Consider the following 16,658-nt stretch of genomic DNA (forward strand, 5'->3'; position numbering starts at 1 on the left):
CGATCTGACCTGTGGACAACTTCCCGGCCGGGTCTGCTCGTTCGGCGAGGATGGATCTCATGGTCAATGACGTCACGCTGAGCAAGACCCTGTCGCACGCGTTGCGGCATGCCCCAGAGGACTACGGGCTGCAGCTCGATGGCGGCGGTTGGGCTGATCTTGAGCAGGTGCGAAATGCGGTCTCTGCCGCGGTGGGCGCACCTGTCGCGCTCGACGACATCGAACGGGTGATCGATGAATCACCCAAGCGTCGCTTCGAGTCCGACGGAGTATCGATCCGGGCCGCGTACGGGCACTCCATCGAAGGCCGGATCGGGCACCCCATCGCGACGGAGGTGCCGGAGACGCTCTTCCACGCCACGGCTCCAAGGGTGCTGCCGGCCATCCTCAGTGAGGGCCTGCGCACGATGGGGCGGCAGTACGTCCACCTCGCCGTCGATCGTGATGTCGCCGTTCGTGTGGGCCGGCGCAAGTCCGCCGATCCCGTTCTTCTGTCCGTCGATGTCGCGACGTTCCAGGCCGATGGTCACCAGCTGTTCACCGCCGGGCCCTACATCTTCCTTGCGGACAACGTGCCCGCAGAGTATCTGGTCGTCGAGGGCGGTGAGAGCGCGGCATAGCGATAGCCCGAGGGAACGGGTTGACCGACGTCGGGCATCCCTCTAATATTCAACCAATTGGTTGTATATCGAATGGAGCCGCAATGTCCGCCACCGAGGCAGCACCTGCTCTCACGCAAACCGTGGGCGATGGTGACGACGCGATAACGTATGACATCCGTGGCGATCTCGCCGCAGCGACACCGGAGCGGCCTGCGCTGTTCTTGTTCGGCGCGCCGATGGGTGCCGACGGGTTCGAACAGCTCGCCGCGCACTTCACCGATCGGCCGGTGATCACCTATGACCCTCGCGGCGCCGGCCGCAACCCGACCGCCACGACTGACATCAGCGTCGAGCAGCACGTCGATGATCTGCATCGGGTCATCCAGGCTGTTGGCGCCGGGCCGGTCGACGCGTTCGGCTCCAGCGGCGGCGGAGTCAATCTGCTCGCCTTGGCCGCCGCACACCCCGAGGACCTGCTGCGCGTCGTCGTGCACGAGCCGGCCACTGCGGCGGAGCTGCCCGACCGCGAGGCCGTGCTCGATGTCGTCGCCGATATGAAGAAGACGTATGCCGAGCGCGGCGACGGCGCGGCGATGGCCGCGTTCATCCAGTTCGTGATGCTCGAGGGTCCCGTGCCCGATGGCTATCTGGAACGGCCTGCGCCCGATCCCGCCATGTTCGGCATGTCGGGCGACGACGACGGCAGCCGCACGAACCCGTTGCTGCGCAACATGCCGGCGGTCATCGAATACCGTCCCGACGAAAAGGCGCTGCGTGCGCTCGGCGACCGGCTGGTCATTCTCGCCGGGGTCGAGTCCGGCGAGACCATGCCCGCCCGCGCCGCCCGCGCTGTGGCGACGCGCGTCGGTGTCGAGGCGATGGATGCTCCGAGCAATCACGGTGGGTTCACGTCGCAGCCCGGCATGCCGGGCGATCCGGACGGCTTCGCCCAGCGGCTGCGCGGACTGCTGGGGGAGCGCACGTCGTAGTGCGACATGGTGGGCAGGCGCCTTCCGGCGCTGCCGAGATCCTGAAGCGAGAACACGGTGGCACGACCGCGCCCGAGCGCCTCACGTCGGCAGGTGAGGGTTGACACCGGCCGCGGCATCCCGTAATCTACAACCAAATGGTTGCACAAAGAGAACTCAGTGACGAAGAGGTGGACCGGGTCTTCCGGGCCCTCGCCGACGCCACGCGCCGCGACATCCTGCGCCGCACGATCGATGCCGAGCAGTCGGTGTCGGCGCTCGCCGCGGACTACGACATGTCGTTCGCGGCCGTGCAGAAGCACGTCGCCGTTCTCGAAGCCGCCCGCCTGATCGTCAAGCGGGCCGAGGGAAGGGAGCGTCTCGTGCGCACGGATCCCGCAATGATCGCCCGGGCGCAGCAGCTGCTCGAGCGCTACCAGGAGCTTTGGCGCCACCGCATCGATCGCATCGACGCGCTGCTGGCCGAAGACCCCGAGACCTCACGGCCCGCGCGCTGAGCCGGGTCACCCCACAAGGAGAGATCATGCCCGTCACCGACATCCACAGCGACCCCGAAGCGCTGACGATGACCATCGTCGCCGACTTCAACGCCGCACCCGAACGCGTCTGGAACGTGTTCACCGACCCGCGTCAGCTCGAGCGCTTCTGGGGTCCGCCCGGGTGGCCGGCCACATTCACGCGCTTCGACTTCGCGCCGGGCGGTCTTGCGCAGTACCACATGACCGGCCCCGACGGTGAGACCTCGTACGGGCGGTGGGAGTTCCTCACCATCGACGAACCCCGGTCGTTCGAGGTTCTCGACGGGTTCGCCGACGAGAACGGAGACCTGAACGGCGACATCCCGACGATGCGCATGGTGTTCGCGTTCGAACCGACCGCGACCGGCACGCGGATGGACGGCGTCACGCACTTCGCATCGGTCGAGGCGCTCGAGCAGGCCGTCGGGATGGGCATGGTCGAGGGCATCACGCAGGCGATGGGCCAGCTCGACATCGTGCTGCAGCAGCTGCGCGACTACGCGGCCGGCAAGGGCACGCAGGTCGAGGTGCTCGACGACCAGCGCGTGCGCATCACTCGACTGATCGAGGGGCCGCGCGAACTGGTCTGGCGCGCGCACCAGGAGCCCGAGCTGATCAAGCGATGGATGCTGGGGCCTGACGGATGGGCCATGACGGTGTGCGAGGTCGACCCGGCGGTCGGCGGCGCGTATCGGTACTGGTGGGAGCCCGCAGAGGGCACCAAGGGTGAGGCGTTCGGCTTCGACGGCACGACGCTGCTGTCGGACGCGCCGCGGCGCGCGGTGACCACCGAGCACATGACCGGCACGGACTATCCGTCGACCACGAACGACCTGCAGCTGTACGAAGAGGACGGCGCGACGCTGATCACGCTGCTGATCACGTACCCGGATGCCGCGACCCGCGACCTCGTGCTGGCGACCGGCATGGCAGACGGGATGGAGATCAGCTACCAGCGTCTGGAGCGCGAACTGCTCCCGGCCTGACCGGCGGGGTCGAACGCACAGCGCGCGGCGGTCAGTGCGGGTCGGGCGCGTCGTCCTTCGGGCCGGCGGTCGGCCCGGTGTCCGGACCGGTGGACGGACCGGACACTGACCCGGCATCGCCTGCCTGGCCGCCGACGCGGTGCAGCTCGACGTTGAAGCGCGCACCGGGCTTGAACGGGCGACCGGCACGCTCCTGCCCGGGGATCGGGCGCGAGCGGCGGCCGTAGATGAGCTCCGACGAGTCGAGCATCCACGGCACGAGAGTGATCGTCACCCCGTGCACGAGCATGAGCTGCTGGGCGATGCGGCGGGCACGGCGGTTGTGCAGGATGCCTTCCCACCAGTGCCCGACGATGTACTGCGGCAGGTACACGGTGATGACGCTCGACCCGTGTTCGGCGCGGTACTGCTTGATGAATTCGATGAGGGGACCCGCGTAGCTGCGGAACGGCGACTCGATCGTGACGAGCGGCACCGGCATCCCGTGCGCCTGCCAGTCCTTCTGCAACCTCGACAGGTCCTCTTTCGTGACGGCGACGTGCACAGCGATCGTCTTGTCATGACGGGCGGCCAGCGCGTAGTCGATGGCCTTCACGACCGGCTTCTGCAGCTTGTTCACCAGGATCAGGGCGACATCGCCGTCCGAGCCGAAGTGCAGGGTGTCGTCCATCTCGATCTCGTGCTCGACGTCGCGATAGTAGCGGTACACGCCCATCATGAGCGTCGAGAGGATCGGGATGGCCAAGAACACAAGCCACGCGCCGTGGGTGAACTTGGTGATCGTCACGATCACGAGCACCAGCACGGTCATCGTCGCGCCCAGGCCGTTGATGACCAGTCCCTTGCGGAAGCTGCGCACCTGCATGCGCGCCGACTGCTGACTTCGCGCTTCGGGCGGCAGGCCCGCGACGCGTCTGAGGCCTCGGATCCAATGTCGGATCATGCCGATCTGGCCGAGCGAGAACGAGACGAACACGCCGATGATGTACAGCTGGATCAGATTCGACAGGTTCGCCTGGTAGATGACCAGAACGCCCATGGCGGCGATGCCCAGCACGATCATTCCGTTGGAGTAGACGAGCCGGTCGCCGCGGGTGTTCAGTGCCTTCGGGGCGTATCCGTCGCGCGCGAGCACCGCACCCAGCAGCGGGAAGCCGTTGAACGCCGTGTTGGCGGCCAGCAGCAGCACGCATGCGGTGGCGGCCTGCACGATGAAGAACGGCACCGAGTTCATTCCGAACGTGGCCGCCGCAAGCTGCGCCATGAGGCTCGGCTGGGGGGTGGCCTTGCAGTCGAAGCCGACCAGGTCGCACGGGTTCTCGGCATACTGCACGTGCGAGATCAGGGCGATCGTGACCAGACCCGCGAACATGATCGCGGCGATGGAACCGAGCAGAGCGAGCGTCGTGCGCGCATTGCGGATCTTGGGCTTGCGGAACGCCTGCACGCCGTTGGCCACCGCTTCTACACCGGTCAGGGCAGAACATCCGCTCGAGAACGCCCGCAGCACCAGCAGGATCACCGCTGCCTGCGAAATGCTCTGCGAATGCAGTGCGTACTGGGCGCTGGAGGCGACCGGCGCGTTGCCGAGCGCGACGCGGATGAGTCCCGTGATCACCAGCACGGCCACCGACCCGATGAACACGTACGTCGGGATGGCGAAGGCGCGGGATGCCTCGCGCACGCCACGCAGGTTCACCAGCACGATGAGGGCCACGCACGCCACCGACAGTTCGACGCGCCAGCCGTTGAGGAACGGCAGTGCCGAGATGATGTTGTCGACCCCCGACGCGGTGGAGACGGCGACGGTGAGCACGTAGTCCACGAGAAGGGCGGATGCCACGACCACACCGGGGATCTCACCCAGGTTCGTGCGTGCCACCTCGTAGTCGCCGCCGCCGGACGGGTACGCGCGGATCAACTGGCGGTACGACAGCACGACCACTGCCAGCAGCAGCACGACGGCGGCGGCCACCCACGGCGCGAACACGAGGAACGCCAGCCCCCCGGTCAGCAGGATCATCAGCATCTCCTGCGGGGCGTACGCCACCGACGAGAGTGCGTCAGACGCGAAGATCGGCAGAGCCATGCGCTTTGCCAGCAGGTGCTCGTCGGCTTTCTGTGACGCCAGGGGGTCCCCGATCAGGATGCGTTTCGCGATCGGTGACTCAGGCGTCTCATCGCGATTTTCGCTGGTCACGGCGGGTGACACTACGCCGGTTGGAGGTGGGTTGCAACGCGACACGGTTCTGCGGGGCGTTGTCACCGCTGCGTTCCCCTGCGCGACAGGGGTCGCGGCGTCGCATTGCCGACGCGGCCCGTTCAGTCCGCGGTGTTGAGGCGGACCATGGCGTCGTAGAGCTGGCTGTCCGTCATCGGCGGTTCGGGGAGCGGATGCGCGCGCTCTGCTCGGTAGGCGTCCAGCATGAGACGCAGCTGGCGGCGCCAGCCGTCGGGCGCTGTGTCGCGGGTGGCATCGATCATGCGGCCGTTCGTCCAGATGAGGATGACGATGTCGGCCAGCGCGATGTCTGGGCGCGCCTGCCCGGCTTGTTGGGCGCGGGTGAGCACGTCGCCGATCTGGTGGCACACCAGATCGTGGATCCGCTCGGCTTCGGGGCTGTCGGGAAAACGGCGGGAGAGGAAGTCATTGAATCCGCGGTCGCCCACCTGCGTGCGGAAGAGATTCTCGAGGTAGCAGGTGAACGCCTCCCACGGATCCTCCAGCCGCATGGCCTTCTCGGCGCCGCGCAGGAATTCCTCGAGCCGTGGCTCCAGGGCCGACATGAGCAGATCCAGCCGCGTCGGGAAGTGCCGGTACAGCGTGCCGATGGCGACTCCGGCATCCCGAGAGATCTGTTCCAGCGAGGCCGACACTCCTCGACGGGCGAACTCTCGCTGTGCCGCGTCGATCAGTCTGTCGTGGCGCTCCTGGGCGTCGCGGCGCCAGGGCTTGCGTGTTCGCGCGACCTCGCTGGTGGTCATGCTTCCACTGTAGCGGAATACAGGAGGCTACCCTCCGGTTCTACCCCCAATCGGAGGGTAGCCTCAGCTTGAGATTCGATCGACTGCTCGGCGACAGACCCCGGTAACCACAATGAACATCTCGAAGGAGCACGTCATGAGCAGCATCAGCATCATCGGAGCCGGGAACATGGCCCGGAACTTCGCGTCGCGGGCCCTGAGCACCGGTACTTCGGTCCAGGTCATCGGTCGCAACGCCGAGCGCACGAAGGCGCTGGTCGCAGAGCTCGGCAGCGGTGCGACGGCGGGGACGTGGGGTGCGGCACCCACCGGCGACATCGTGATCCTCGCGGTGCTCTACCAGGCGGCAGTGCCGGTGGTCCGTGAGTTCGGCGACGCGTTGGCGGGCAAGGTGATCGTCGACATCACGAACCCGTTCAACGCCACCGCCACCGGGCTGGCCGTGCCGTACGACACCTCGGTCGCGCAGCTGGTCGCCGAGGTGGCGCCCGAAGACGCGAGCGTCGTGAAGGCCTTCAACACGCTGTTCAGCCACATCCTGGCGTCGGGCGCCCCGGTGGACGTCTTCTTCGCCGGCGATGACTCGGCCGCCAAGAAGAAGGTCGCGGAGTTCATCACGAGCATCGGCCTGCGTCCTCGCGACGTGGGCGAGCTGGCCATGGCGCATTGGGTCGAGGGGCTGGGTCTGGTCGAGATGGGCCTTGCCCGCAACGGTCTCGGATTCAACTTCGCAATGGGCGTGAACCTCGCTGCGCAGGAGTGATCGTGGCACAGTCGGATGGCGGGCGCGGCGCACCGCGCCCGCCATCCGGTTCTCCGTCGGCGACTCAGCCGGCGGCGGGACGCGCGGTCGACCGGCGCACGACCAACTCGAACGGCAGGTGATCGGGTGACGCAGCCGATGCGCTGCGTCGCGCGGTGACCTGGCCGTTCAGCGCGTCGAGCATCGCGTCGGCCGCACGCACTCCCTGCGCGGCGGGGAACTGGTCCACCGTGGTCAGCCCGAAGAACGCGCCGAGCTCATGTCCGTCGACGCCGACGATCGACAGGTCGGCGGGCAGGCGATAGCCGAGCTCGCGCGCGGCAAGGATCGCCCCGATCGCCATCTCATCCGACGCTGCGAAGATCGCGGTGGGGTGCGCGCCGGGGCGTCCGAGCAGCTGCTTGGCGGCACGGAACCCGCCTTCGATCGTGAAGTCCGCCGGCTCGAAGAGCTTCGGTCGCACCTCGAGGCCGGCCTGCTCGAGGGCCTGCGCGAAGCCCTGGCGGCGCTGAGTCGGGATGTGGAAGTCCAGGTCGAATTCGGGACTGGCTCCGATGTGCGCGATGTCGCGGTGCCCCAGCGCCAGCAGGTGCTCGGTGGCCAGGCGCGCGACCGCGACGTCGTCCACGGTCAGGGTGCGCAGGCGCGGATCAGGTCCGCCGATCGCGATCACCGGCATCTCCAGGGCGAGCAGGCGCTCGATCTCGGCGTCGCCGAGGGCGATCGACACCGCGATGATGCCATCCACGCGTTTGCGGCGCAGCAGTGTGTCGAACACGTTGCGGCGCAGCTCGGCATCCTCCGTCACGCTGTACAGCGTGATGTCGTAGCCGTGCCGCATGAGCTCGGCCGAGGTGCTGGCCAGCACCGTCGAGAAGAACCAGCGCTCCAAGAACGGCACGAGCACGCCGATGTTGCGCGCGCGCCCAGACGCCAGGCTCGACGCCGGCGCCGACACGACGTAGCCGAGCGAGTCGGCGGCCGCTTCGACGCGCGCCTTGGTCGTGTCAGACACGCGGCCGCGGCCGCTGAGAGCGCGTGAGACGGTCGCGGTCGAGACGCCTGCCACGCGTGCTACCTCGTCGATGCTCACCATTGCACGCGCCCGTTCTGCTGGTTGTCGGGGGTCAGTCCGTCTCGACCCAGACGGTCGTGTCGACGGGGACGAGCCCGTCGACGAGGCTGCCGCTGGAGGTGATCAGCCGGCCGCCGGGCACGGCCACCGGCCGCTCGCCGATGTTGGCGAGCACGGTCACCGAGCCGTTGCGGAACGCGACGACCCCGGCCGGCGAATCGAGCCACTCCAGGCTACCGGCACCGAGCCTCCGCTCGCGGCGCTCGTCGAGCAGCGTCGTGTACATCGACAGGGTGGATGCCTCATCCGCGGCCTCGACGTCGCGGGCGAGGTCAGCCCACTCGGCGGGCTGGGGCAGCCAGGTCGCTCCGGTGTCGTTGAAGCCGTACGCGGGGGCGTCGGCGACCCACGGGATCGGCACGCGACAGCCGTCGCGCCCGTAGCGCTCGTGGTCGGTGCGGAACCACGTCGGGTCCTGTCGGGCGTCGTCGGGGATGTTGATGACCTCGGGCAGCCCGAGCTCTTCGCCCTGGTACAGGTAGGCCGAGCCGGGCAGGCCCAGCATCAGCGCGGTCGCCGCGCGGGCGCGGCGCAGTCCCACCTCGGGGATGGGCTTGCCAGGGGAGTTCGGGCCGATTCCGGTGCCCTGCGGGTTCTCGGCCGTCAGGGCCAGGCGCGACGCATGCCGTACGACGTCGTGGTTCGACAGCACCCAGGTGCTGGGAGCACCCACCGCGGCGTAAGCCGCGAGCGACGCATCGATCACCGCGCGCAGGGCCGCGGCATCCCACTTCGTCTCCAGGTAGGCGAAGTTGAAGGCCTGATTCATCTCATCCGGGCGCACCCACAGCGCGGTCTGCTCGATGGAGGGCAGCCATGCCTCGGCGCACAGTGCCCGGTCGCCGTCGTATTCGGCGAGCACCTCATGCCACTCGCGGTAGATGTCGTGCACGGCCGGCTGGCCCCAGTAGGGCACGTCGGCGGCGTCGCCGCCCATCGAGCCGCCGTCGGCGTCGGGGAAGTAGTCGGGCAGGCCCGGCTTCTTCATCAGGCCGTGCGCGACATCGACGCGGAAGCCGTCCACCCCCCGGTCGAGCCAGAAGCGCAGGATGCGGCGGAACTCGGCACGCACCTCGGGGTTGGTCCAGTCGAAATCGGGCTGCGACGAATCGAACAGGTGCAGGTACCACTGACCGGGCTCGCCGTCGGCTTCTCTCACGCGCGTCCACGCGGGGCCGCCGAACACCGATTCCCAGTTGTTCGGGGGCAGCTCGCCGTGCTCGCCCTTGCCCTCGCGGAACAGGTACCGCCCGCGTGCGACGCTGCCCGGCGCTGCCGCCAGTGCCTCACGGAACCACACGTGCTGGTCGGACGAGTGGTTCGGAACAAGGTCGACGATGACCCGGATGCCGCGCTCGTGCGCCGCGGCGAGCATGTCGTCGAAGTCGGCCAGAGTGCCGAAGATCGGGTCGACATCGCAGTAGTCGGTGACGTCGTAGCCGGCGTCCTTCTGCGGACTGGTCATGAAGGGGCTCAGCCATACGGCATCCACGCCCAGGGTCTTCAGGTCTTCGAGGTGCGACGTGATGCCGCGCAGGTCGCCCAGCCCGTCGCCGTTCGCGTCGGCGAACGAACGGGGGTAGATCTGGTAGATGACGGCAGAACGCCACCACTCAGCCCCAGGAGCAGAAGCCAGCGCGATACGGGTGTCAAGCGCGGTCGAAGTCATGCGATCAGCGTAGTGCAAGCGCTTACATATGTCGCCCCGGACGGGTTCTGTGACAAGACCGCCGGTGGGTCGGCGGCGGGCTGCGCCTCAGATCGGGTAGCCGGCGTGGCCCTCCTGCTGGATCGTGACCCAGCGGGTGTTCGTGAACGACGCGATGCCGTTCTGTCCGCCGAACCTGCCGTAGCCCGAGTTGCCGACGCCGCCGAAGGGTGCCATCGGCTCGTCGGCGATGGGCTGGTCGTTCACATGCACGATGCCGGTCTTCAGCCGCTGCGCCACCTGGATGCCCTCGGAGATGTTCTCGGTGATCACCCCGGCGGTCAGGCCGTAGGGCGTGTCGTTCGCGAACGCGACCGCCGCCTCGGTTCCCTCGACCGGGAAGACGGTGGTCACGGCGCCGAAGATCTCGTCGCGGTAGATCTTCATGTCGTCGGTGACGCCTGCGAGCACCGTGGCCGGCACGATGCCGTTGCTGCGCCTGTCGCCGCCTGCCAGCACCGTCGCGCCCTTCGCCGTCGCGTCGTCGATGAGTCCGAACTGGCGCTCGGTCGAGGCGGTGTTGATGGCGGGGCCGATCACGGTCGCCGGGTCCTTCGGGTCGCCGGCCGGCAGTGCCGCCGCGCGGGCGGCGAACTTCTCGGTGAACTCGTCGGCGATCGATCGGTCCACGACGATGCGGTCGGCCGACATGCAGATCTGGCCGGCGTGCATGAACGACCCGAAGATCGACGCGTTCACCGCGTGGTCGATGTCGGCGTCCTTGAGCACCACGATGCTGTTCTTGCCGCCGAGCTCGAGCACCGCGGGCTTGAGGTTCTGGGCGGCCAGCACGCCGATCTGCCGGCCGACGTTCGTCGATCCGGTGAAGTTCACGCACCGCACGCGGTCGTCCGAGATCAGGCTCTCCACCACGGCGGCGCCGTCTTCGCGGGCACTCGTGATGACGTTGATGACGCCTTCGGGCACTCCCGCTTCGAGCAGGATGTCGGCGATGAACAGGCCGCACGCGATCGGGGCGTCTTCGCTGGGCTTGAGCACGACGGTGTTGCCCACCGCAAGGGGGATCGCGACTGCGCGCGTGCCGAGGATCAACGGCGCGTTCCACGGCGAGATGGCGGCGACCACGCCGTACGGTTCGCGGACGGCCAGCGAGTACACACCGCTCATGTCGGTGGCCAGAACATCGCCGCGCGGGGCGGTGGTGGCCGCCGCCGCGGAACGGAAGATGTCGGCGGCGAGGCCGACGTTGAAGTGTCCCCAACCGTTCACGCCACCGGTCTCTTCGGCCATCAGCTCGACGGCTTCGGGCCGACGCTGTTCGAAGATCTCGGCCGCGCGCGTGAAGATCTTGCCGCGCTCGGTGGGGCGCATCCCGGCCCACGCGTCGAACGCCCCTGCCGCTGCATCGACCGCGCGGCGCACGTCTTCGGGGCCCGCTGCGGCCACCTGCGCATATGCCTCACCCGTGTAGGGGTTGAGGTCGTCGGTCGTCTTGCCGGACGCCGCATCGACGTGTTCGCCGCCGATGATGAGCTGACGCCTGATGGCCATGTTCTGCTCCTTCGCAGGCAGAGGCACTCGGGTGGTGCCGCCTTGATCCGGAGTCTAGTCGTCGCCTACGGCACCCGGACGCTCGTGCGCGGGGCCGGGCGCGGGCCCGCGCGCTGCGTCCGCGTAGTGTTGACGGGTGCCCGATCCACAGCTGCAGCGCGCGGAGAGCCTGATCCGCAGCATCCCCGACTATCCCGAACCGGGGGTGCTGTTCCGCGACATCACGCCGCTGCTGGCCGATGCCGTCGCCTTGCGCGCCACGATCGATGCGATGATCGAGCCGTTCGCCGGCACCTTCGACGTGGTCGCCGGCATCGAGGCGCGCGGCTTCCTGCTCGCCGGGGCGGCGGCGGTGGCCGCGGGGGTGGGGCTGATCCCGATCCGCAAAGCAGGCAAGCTGCCTCGGCCGGCGGCGGCGGTCGACTACTCGCTCGAGTACGGCACGGCGACGATCGAGGCGCACGACGACATCCGCCCCGGCATGCGCGTGCTGCTCATCGACGACGTACTGGCCACCGGCGGCACGCTGCAGGCCGCGCACTCGCTGGTCAGGCAGCTCGGGGGAACCGTGGTGGGCACGACCGTGCTGATGGAGCTCGAGGCGCTGGGCGGCCGGTCCCTCGTCGGCGACGTGCACGCGCTCTTCTGCGTCTGACCCGCACAGCGCGCCCGCACAGCGCGCCCGCAGAGCGCGCCCGCACAGCGCGAATCCATAGGGACTCGGCGGATCCATAGGTCAAGGTGTGTGGACCCGCCGAGTCCCTATGGATTGGGTGGCGAGTGGGGGGTGTGGGGAGTGGAGAGTGGGCGGGGGGATGCGCGTGGGCGAGGGGATGCCGGTGCATGACCCGCCGCAGCCGCGTCACACTGGAACCATGCGCGCACGCATTTTCGTCCCACTGGTGGCAGCGGCCCTGCTGCTCTCCGCGTGCGCGCCGACGACCGCCTCACCGGCCCCGTCGCGCAGCGACGTGCGGGTGACGGCCTCGCCGCCGCTCGAACCGCTGCAGACTCCGACGCCGACTGATCCCATCGCCGGTCTGACCCTTGCGCAGCGCGTCGGGCAGCTGTTCATGGTCGGCACACCCCGCGACGCGGCCGCCGCCGGCTCGTTGAAGGCGATCGCCGCCCGTCACGTGGGCAGTGTGTTCCTGCACAGCAGCCCGCGCGCGGGCGCGGATCAGACCGCCGCCGTCGTGCAGAAGTTCAGGAATCTGGTATCGCCGCAGACCACCGGTGGGGTGCCGCTGTGGGTCGCGACCGACCAGGAGGGCGGCGACGTCCAGGTGCTCCAAGGAGCCGGTTTCGACCCGATCCCGTCGGCTCTGAAGCAGGGGGGCATGCCCCCGGCGACGTTGCAGCAGGATGCCGCGACCTGGGCATCGCAGCTGCGTGCCGCGGGTGTCGACATGAATCTGGCACCGGTCGCCGACATCGTCACGAGTGCGGCGGTCGCCCGTCAGAACAAGCCCATCGGGTTGCTGAACCGCCAATACGGCTACGACGAGAAGGCCGTGTCGGCCGGCGCCGGAGCGTTTGCCGCCGGCATGCGCGAGGGCGGTGTGATGCCGACGTTCAAGCACTTCCCGGGCCTGGGGCGCACGACCTCGAACACCGACTTCGCGCCCGCGTTCGACACCGTCATCACCGCCTCGTCGCCCGATGTCGACGTCTACCGGTCGCTGCTCGCGCACGGGCCCGCGCTGGTGATGCTCTCGACGGCCGTGTACAAGAAGATCGACCCGTCGGCACCCGCCGCATTCTCGTCGAAGATCGTCACCGGCATCCTGCGCGACGAACTCGGCTTCGACGGCGTCGTGATCACCGACGACCTGTCGGCCGCGGCCGCTGTTTCGGCCTTCACCCCCGCCGCTCGGGCGATAAAGGCGATCCAGGCAGGGTGCGACATCGTGCTCGTCTCGTCCGGCCCCACCCTGCTGCCCGAGATGTACGACGCGGTGCTCGCCGAAGCCACGTCCGACCCGGCGTTCGCCGCGGAGGTGGATGCCGCCGCCCGCCGCGTCGTCGTCGCCAAGCAACTCGGGGTCGGCTGACCCGCGCGTGGTCCGCCCAGCCGGTCAGCCGCCGATGACGACGTTCAGCGGAGGCTCGCCGGCGAGCATCCTGTCGATCTGGGTGCGCACGAGCCGTGCGATGCGCGGCATCATCGCGGTCGATGCGCCGCCGACGTGCGGCGAGATGAGCACACCGGGCAGCGACCACAGCGGATGGTCGGCCGGCAGCGGTTCGGGCTCGGTGACATCCAGCGCCGCACGGATGCGTCCGCGCCGCACGTGGTCGACGAGGGCATCGGTGTCGATGAGCGGCCCGCGCCCGACGTTGACGACCAGAGCGCCCTCGGGCAGCAGCGACAGCGCGGCGTCATCGATGAGGTGCCGCGTGGCGGCGTTGGCGGGCAGCGTCGCGATCACGATCTCGGCATCCGGCAGCAGCGACGAGAACTCGTCGATTCCGTGCACGTGCACATCACCCTCGTCGCGGGCGCGGCTGGCCAGCACGGTCAGGTCGACCTCGAACGGCGCCAGGCGCGCGGCGGTCGCCTTGCCCACCCCGCCGTATCCGAGCAGCAGCACACGCCGGTCGGCAAGGCTCGCAGCGAACTCCGTCGCCCAGTGATGCCGGTCCTGCGCGCGCACGAAGTCGGCAAGCCGCCGCTGCGCGGCCAGCGTCAAGGCCACCGCGAGCTCGGCGGTCGAGGCCTCGTGCACGCTCGCGGCGTTCGCGAACACGTGGCCGGCCGGCAGTACCGGCACGACTTCTTCGTAGCCGATCGACTGGCCCTGCACGAGGCGCGTGCGCAGCCCGCGCAGCGACGGGTAGATGTCGCCCGCGTTCATGTAGGGCGGAACCACGATGTCGATCGCATCGCGGTCGGCTGCGGCATCCATCGTCCAGACGATCACCTCGACGCCGTCGGGCAGGGGGACAAGGTCATGGGCGAGTTGCTCGGTCGGCACCGAGACCACGAGACGAGGCATGGCGCCCACGTTACCGCCCGGCGCAGCCGGGCCGGGCTCGGATTGCGAGCGGCCCGGACCCGCCTCAGAACGCCGGCGGCACCCCGAGGCCGGTGAGCTTCTCACGCACGTGGTCGCTCGTGATGGCCTTCACCAGTGCCGCGATCGCGGGGGACTTCTCGTTATCGGCCCTGGTCACCAGGGTCACGGCGAAGCGCGGGTCCTTCTCGACGGCCAGTCCATCCTTGTCGGGTGTGAGGCCCAGCTGCCGCGCGAACGACGGCAGATCGAACACCGCGTCGGCCTCGTCATACGCCGTGTTCAGCTGCAGCAGGTCGACCTGCGTGAGCTTGAGGTGGCGCGGATTGGATGCGATGTCGTCGGGGGTCGCGGTGAACGGTGCCGTGCCGTCCTTCAGTGTGATCAGGTGCGCGTTCGCGAGCATCTGCAGGGCGCGCGCGGCGTTGGACTTGTCGTTGGGGATCACGACGCTGCCGCCGTCGGGCAGATCGTTCAGGCTCTTGTGCTTCTTGGAGTAGAACGCGACCACGGTCGAATACACCGGCTGCACGGCGACGAGGTCCGCACCGTTCTTGTCGTTGAACTCCTGCATGAACCCGGGGAACTGCACGAGGTTCGCATCGATCTCCTTGTGCTGCAGGAGCACGTTGGGCTGGACGTAGTCGGAGACCGGCACGAGCTCGATCTTGTAGCCGTCGCCGATCACGTCGGCGGCGGCTTCGACCGCGTCGGTCATCGGCGTCACGGTCGCGGCGACCTTGATCGTCTTGGATTCGGCGTTGTCGCCCGAGGCGCCGGCGCATCCGGTCAGCAGAAGGAGGGATGCCGCGGCCAGCGCGGCGATCGTGCGCATTCTCATGGGTGCCTTTCTCGAGCCGGTCTGCGGCTCACGGGGTGGGGTGCAGAGCGTGCTCAGGGTTTGTCGGTTCAGGGTTTGTCGGTTCAGCGTTTGTCGAGCAGGGCCGATGCCTTCTCGCCGGCGGTCTGGATCAGCAGCACGCAGACGATGACCAGCACGATGGTCGTGTACATGAGGGGGTAGTCGTACTCCTGGTAGCCGTAGCGCAGCGCGAAGTCGCCCAGCCCGCCGCCGCCGACGATGCCGAGCACCGTCGAATACGAGATCAGGCTGATGGATGCCGAGGTCAGCGCATACACGAGTCCCGAGCGCGCCTCGACCAGCAAGAAGCGCCCGACCAGCTGCGGCGTGCTCGCGCCCATCGCGTGCGCGGCGCGCAGCACGCCCGGCGAAACCTCGAGCAGGATCTGCTCGACCAGCCGCGCGTACAGCGCCACGCCCACGAAGCACAGCGGAAAGGTGGCCGCCGGTGTGCCGAACGTCGTGCCGAACACGAGCCGCGTCACCGGGATCAGGAACACGACGAACAGCAGGAACGGAAACGAGCGCACGACCGTCACATACGTGTTCGCCACGAACCAGACCGGCCGCAGTTCGCGCACCCCGCCGGGCCGGGTGAGGTAGATCACGACGCCCAGCGGCATGCCCAGCACAATGGCGGCGGCCAGCGAGAAGGCGAGCATATAGCCGGTCTCGGCCAGCGCGATGCCGATCTTGTCGGCGTTGGCGAGGATGTCGGCGATGTACCCGTTCATGCGCCCAGCACTCGCCTCACGTGGTCGAGATAGCTCGCATCGTCGGTGCGCTCGGGTCGATTCGTCACCGGCAGGATGTCTTTGAGCACCCCGCGTTCGAGCACGGCGGCCCGGTCGCACACGGCGGCAACCGCGGGCAGTTCGTGCGTGACCAGCACGATCGTCGTGCCGAAGTCGCGTCGGGTGCGCGCCAGCAGGTCGAGGATGTCGGCCGCCGTGCGATTGTCCAGGGCGCTGGTGGGCTCGTCGCACAGCAGCAGTTCCGGACGGGTGACCAGTGCCCGGGCGATGGCGACACGCTGGCGCTGGCCGCCCGACAGCCGCGCCGGGAACGCGTCGCCCCGCTCGGTCAGGCCGACGTAGGCGAGCAGACTGTCGACGAGAGCGGCATCCTTCTTCGCCTGCAGCTTCAGCGGCAGCGCGATGTTCTGCCGCACCGTGCGGTTGGCGAGCAGATTGAAGCTCTGGAAGATCATGCCGATGCGGTGCCGCAGCAGCCGGCGACCGCGCTCGCCGAGCGGTTCGGGGTCGACGCCGCCGATCAGCACGCGGCCGCTGGTGGGGTGCTCGACGGCATCGAGCAGGTTCAGCATCGTCGACTTGCCGGCGCCGGATTCGCCGACCACGCCCAGGATCTCGCCCCGCTCGATGGTGAGGTCGATGTCGCGCAGGGCCGTGGTGGCGCCGTAGCGCACCGTGACGCCTTCGAGCCGCGCGACGGCGTCGGGGTCGGCGACGTGGCCGGATTCCGGCATGCGTCGCTCCTTGATACCCGCCGTTTATGGACTGAGTTCAACTATACCGGTAGCTGGCCGGTGAAAGCGCTCGCGTGCCGGCACGCTCGCGA

At 68.8% G+C, this 16,658-nt stretch carries 16 protein-coding genes; 7 read left to right on the plus strand and 9 right to left on the minus strand.

From position 1 onward, the window contains the following. The first annotated feature begins 59 nt into the window (after positions 1 to 59). The 4 genes from QU603_RS00465 (at position 60) to QU603_RS00480 (ending at position 3,095) form a co-directional block, all read left to right on the plus strand. On the plus strand, positions 60 to 620 hold the full coding sequence (locus tag QU603_RS00465; RefSeq protein WP_308492533.1) for an RNA 2'-phosphotransferase: 561 nt from the start codon (positions 60 to 62) through the stop codon (positions 618 to 620). 83 nt (positions 621 to 703) lie between these two features. Beyond that, positions 704 to 1,591, plus strand: a complete 888-nt coding sequence (locus tag QU603_RS00470; RefSeq protein ID WP_308492534.1) for an alpha/beta fold hydrolase — start codon at positions 704 to 706, stop codon at positions 1,589 to 1,591. A 137-nt stretch (positions 1,592 to 1,728) separates the two neighbouring features. Beyond that, the gene (locus tag QU603_RS00475) at positions 1,729 to 2,088 is read left to right on the plus strand and encodes an ArsR/SmtB family transcription factor (protein WP_308492535.1); all 360 of its coding nucleotides are present in this window, start codon (positions 1,729 to 1,731) and stop codon (positions 2,086 to 2,088) included. Between the two features lie 26 nt (positions 2,089 to 2,114). Next, positions 2,115 to 3,095, plus strand: coding sequence for an SRPBCC family protein (locus QU603_RS00480; RefSeq protein ID WP_308492536.1), 981 nt, complete (start codon positions 2,115 to 2,117; stop codon positions 3,093 to 3,095). Between the two features lie 31 nt (positions 3,096 to 3,126). On the opposite strand, the gene QU603_RS00485 is transcribed toward QU603_RS00480, so the two are convergent. Together QU603_RS00485 and QU603_RS00490 are read right to left on the minus strand one after the other, a co-directional pair. Then, positions 3,127 to 5,307, minus strand: a complete 2,181-nt coding sequence (locus QU603_RS00485) for an APC family permease (RefSeq protein WP_308492537.1) — start codon at positions 5,305 to 5,307, stop codon at positions 3,127 to 3,129. Between the two features lie 110 nt (positions 5,308 to 5,417). After that, a complete protein-coding gene (locus tag QU603_RS00490; protein WP_308492538.1) occupies positions 5,418 to 6,080 on the minus strand; it encodes a TetR/AcrR family transcriptional regulator in 663 nt (220 codons plus the stop codon). Between the two features lie 136 nt (positions 6,081 to 6,216). On the opposite strand from QU603_RS00490, the gene QU603_RS00495 reads away from it, so the two are divergent. Further along, on the plus strand, positions 6,217 to 6,843 hold the full coding sequence (locus tag QU603_RS00495) for an NADPH-dependent F420 reductase (RefSeq protein ID WP_308492539.1): 627 nt from the start codon (positions 6,217 to 6,219) through the stop codon (positions 6,841 to 6,843). A gap of 64 nt (positions 6,844 to 6,907) precedes the next feature. Here the strand turns inward: QU603_RS00495 and QU603_RS00500 are convergent, their stop codons facing one another. The 3 genes from QU603_RS00500 to QU603_RS00510 form a co-directional block, all read right to left on the minus strand. Beyond that, a complete protein-coding gene (locus tag QU603_RS00500) occupies positions 6,908 to 7,939 on the minus strand; it encodes a LacI family DNA-binding transcriptional regulator (RefSeq protein WP_308492541.1) in 1,032 nt (343 codons plus the stop codon). Between the two features lie 31 nt (positions 7,940 to 7,970). Next, the gene (locus QU603_RS00505) at positions 7,971 to 9,647 is read right to left on the minus strand and encodes a glycoside hydrolase family 13 protein (RefSeq protein ID WP_308492542.1); all 1,677 of its coding nucleotides are present in this window, start codon (positions 9,645 to 9,647) and stop codon (positions 7,971 to 7,973) included. 87 nt (positions 9,648 to 9,734) lie between these two features. Then, a complete protein-coding gene (locus QU603_RS00510) occupies positions 9,735 to 11,198 on the minus strand; it encodes an aldehyde dehydrogenase family protein (RefSeq protein WP_308492543.1) in 1,464 nt (487 codons plus the stop codon). 136 nt (positions 11,199 to 11,334) lie between these two features. Between QU603_RS00510 and QU603_RS00515 the strand changes: the two genes are divergently transcribed. Both QU603_RS00515 and QU603_RS00520 read left to right on the plus strand, forming a co-directional pair. Continuing rightward, positions 11,335 to 11,853, plus strand: coding sequence for an adenine phosphoribosyltransferase (locus tag QU603_RS00515; RefSeq protein ID WP_308492544.1), 519 nt, complete (start codon positions 11,335 to 11,337; stop codon positions 11,851 to 11,853). A gap of 220 nt (positions 11,854 to 12,073) precedes the next feature. Beyond that, positions 12,074 to 13,252: a glycoside hydrolase family 3 N-terminal domain-containing protein gene (locus QU603_RS00520; RefSeq protein WP_308492545.1), complete on the plus strand. Its 1,179-nt coding sequence runs from the start codon at positions 12,074 to 12,076 to the stop codon at positions 13,250 to 13,252. A 24-nt stretch (positions 13,253 to 13,276) separates the two neighbouring features. Here the strand turns inward: QU603_RS00520 and QU603_RS00525 are convergent, their stop codons facing one another. The 4 genes from QU603_RS00525 to QU603_RS00540 all read right to left on the minus strand — a co-directional run bounded on the left by QU603_RS00525 (position 13,277) and on the right by QU603_RS00540 (position 16,566). After that, a complete protein-coding gene (locus QU603_RS00525) occupies positions 13,277 to 14,197 on the minus strand; it encodes a 2-hydroxyacid dehydrogenase (RefSeq protein ID WP_308492546.1) in 921 nt (306 codons plus the stop codon). Positions 14,198 to 14,261: 64 nt separating this feature from the next. Beyond that, the gene (locus tag QU603_RS00530) at positions 14,262 to 15,056 is read right to left on the minus strand and encodes a MetQ/NlpA family ABC transporter substrate-binding protein (RefSeq protein ID WP_308492547.1); all 795 of its coding nucleotides are present in this window, start codon (positions 15,054 to 15,056) and stop codon (positions 14,262 to 14,264) included. An 83-nt stretch (positions 15,057 to 15,139) separates the two neighbouring features. Continuing rightward, on the minus strand, positions 15,140 to 15,811 hold the full coding sequence (locus tag QU603_RS00535) for a methionine ABC transporter permease (RefSeq protein ID WP_308492548.1): 672 nt from the start codon (positions 15,809 to 15,811) through the stop codon (positions 15,140 to 15,142). Further along, entirely contained in the window at positions 15,808 to 16,566 is a 759-nt protein-coding gene (locus tag QU603_RS00540) for a methionine ABC transporter ATP-binding protein (RefSeq protein WP_308492549.1), read from the minus strand. Before QU603_RS00540 ends, QU603_RS00535 begins: the two co-directional genes overlap by 4 nt. Positions 16,567 to 16,658: the final 92 nt, after the last annotated feature.

This window comes from Microbacterium terrisoli, assembly GCF_030866805.1.
Lineage (GTDB): Bacteria > Actinomycetota > Actinomycetes > Actinomycetales > Microbacteriaceae > Microbacterium > Microbacterium terrisoli.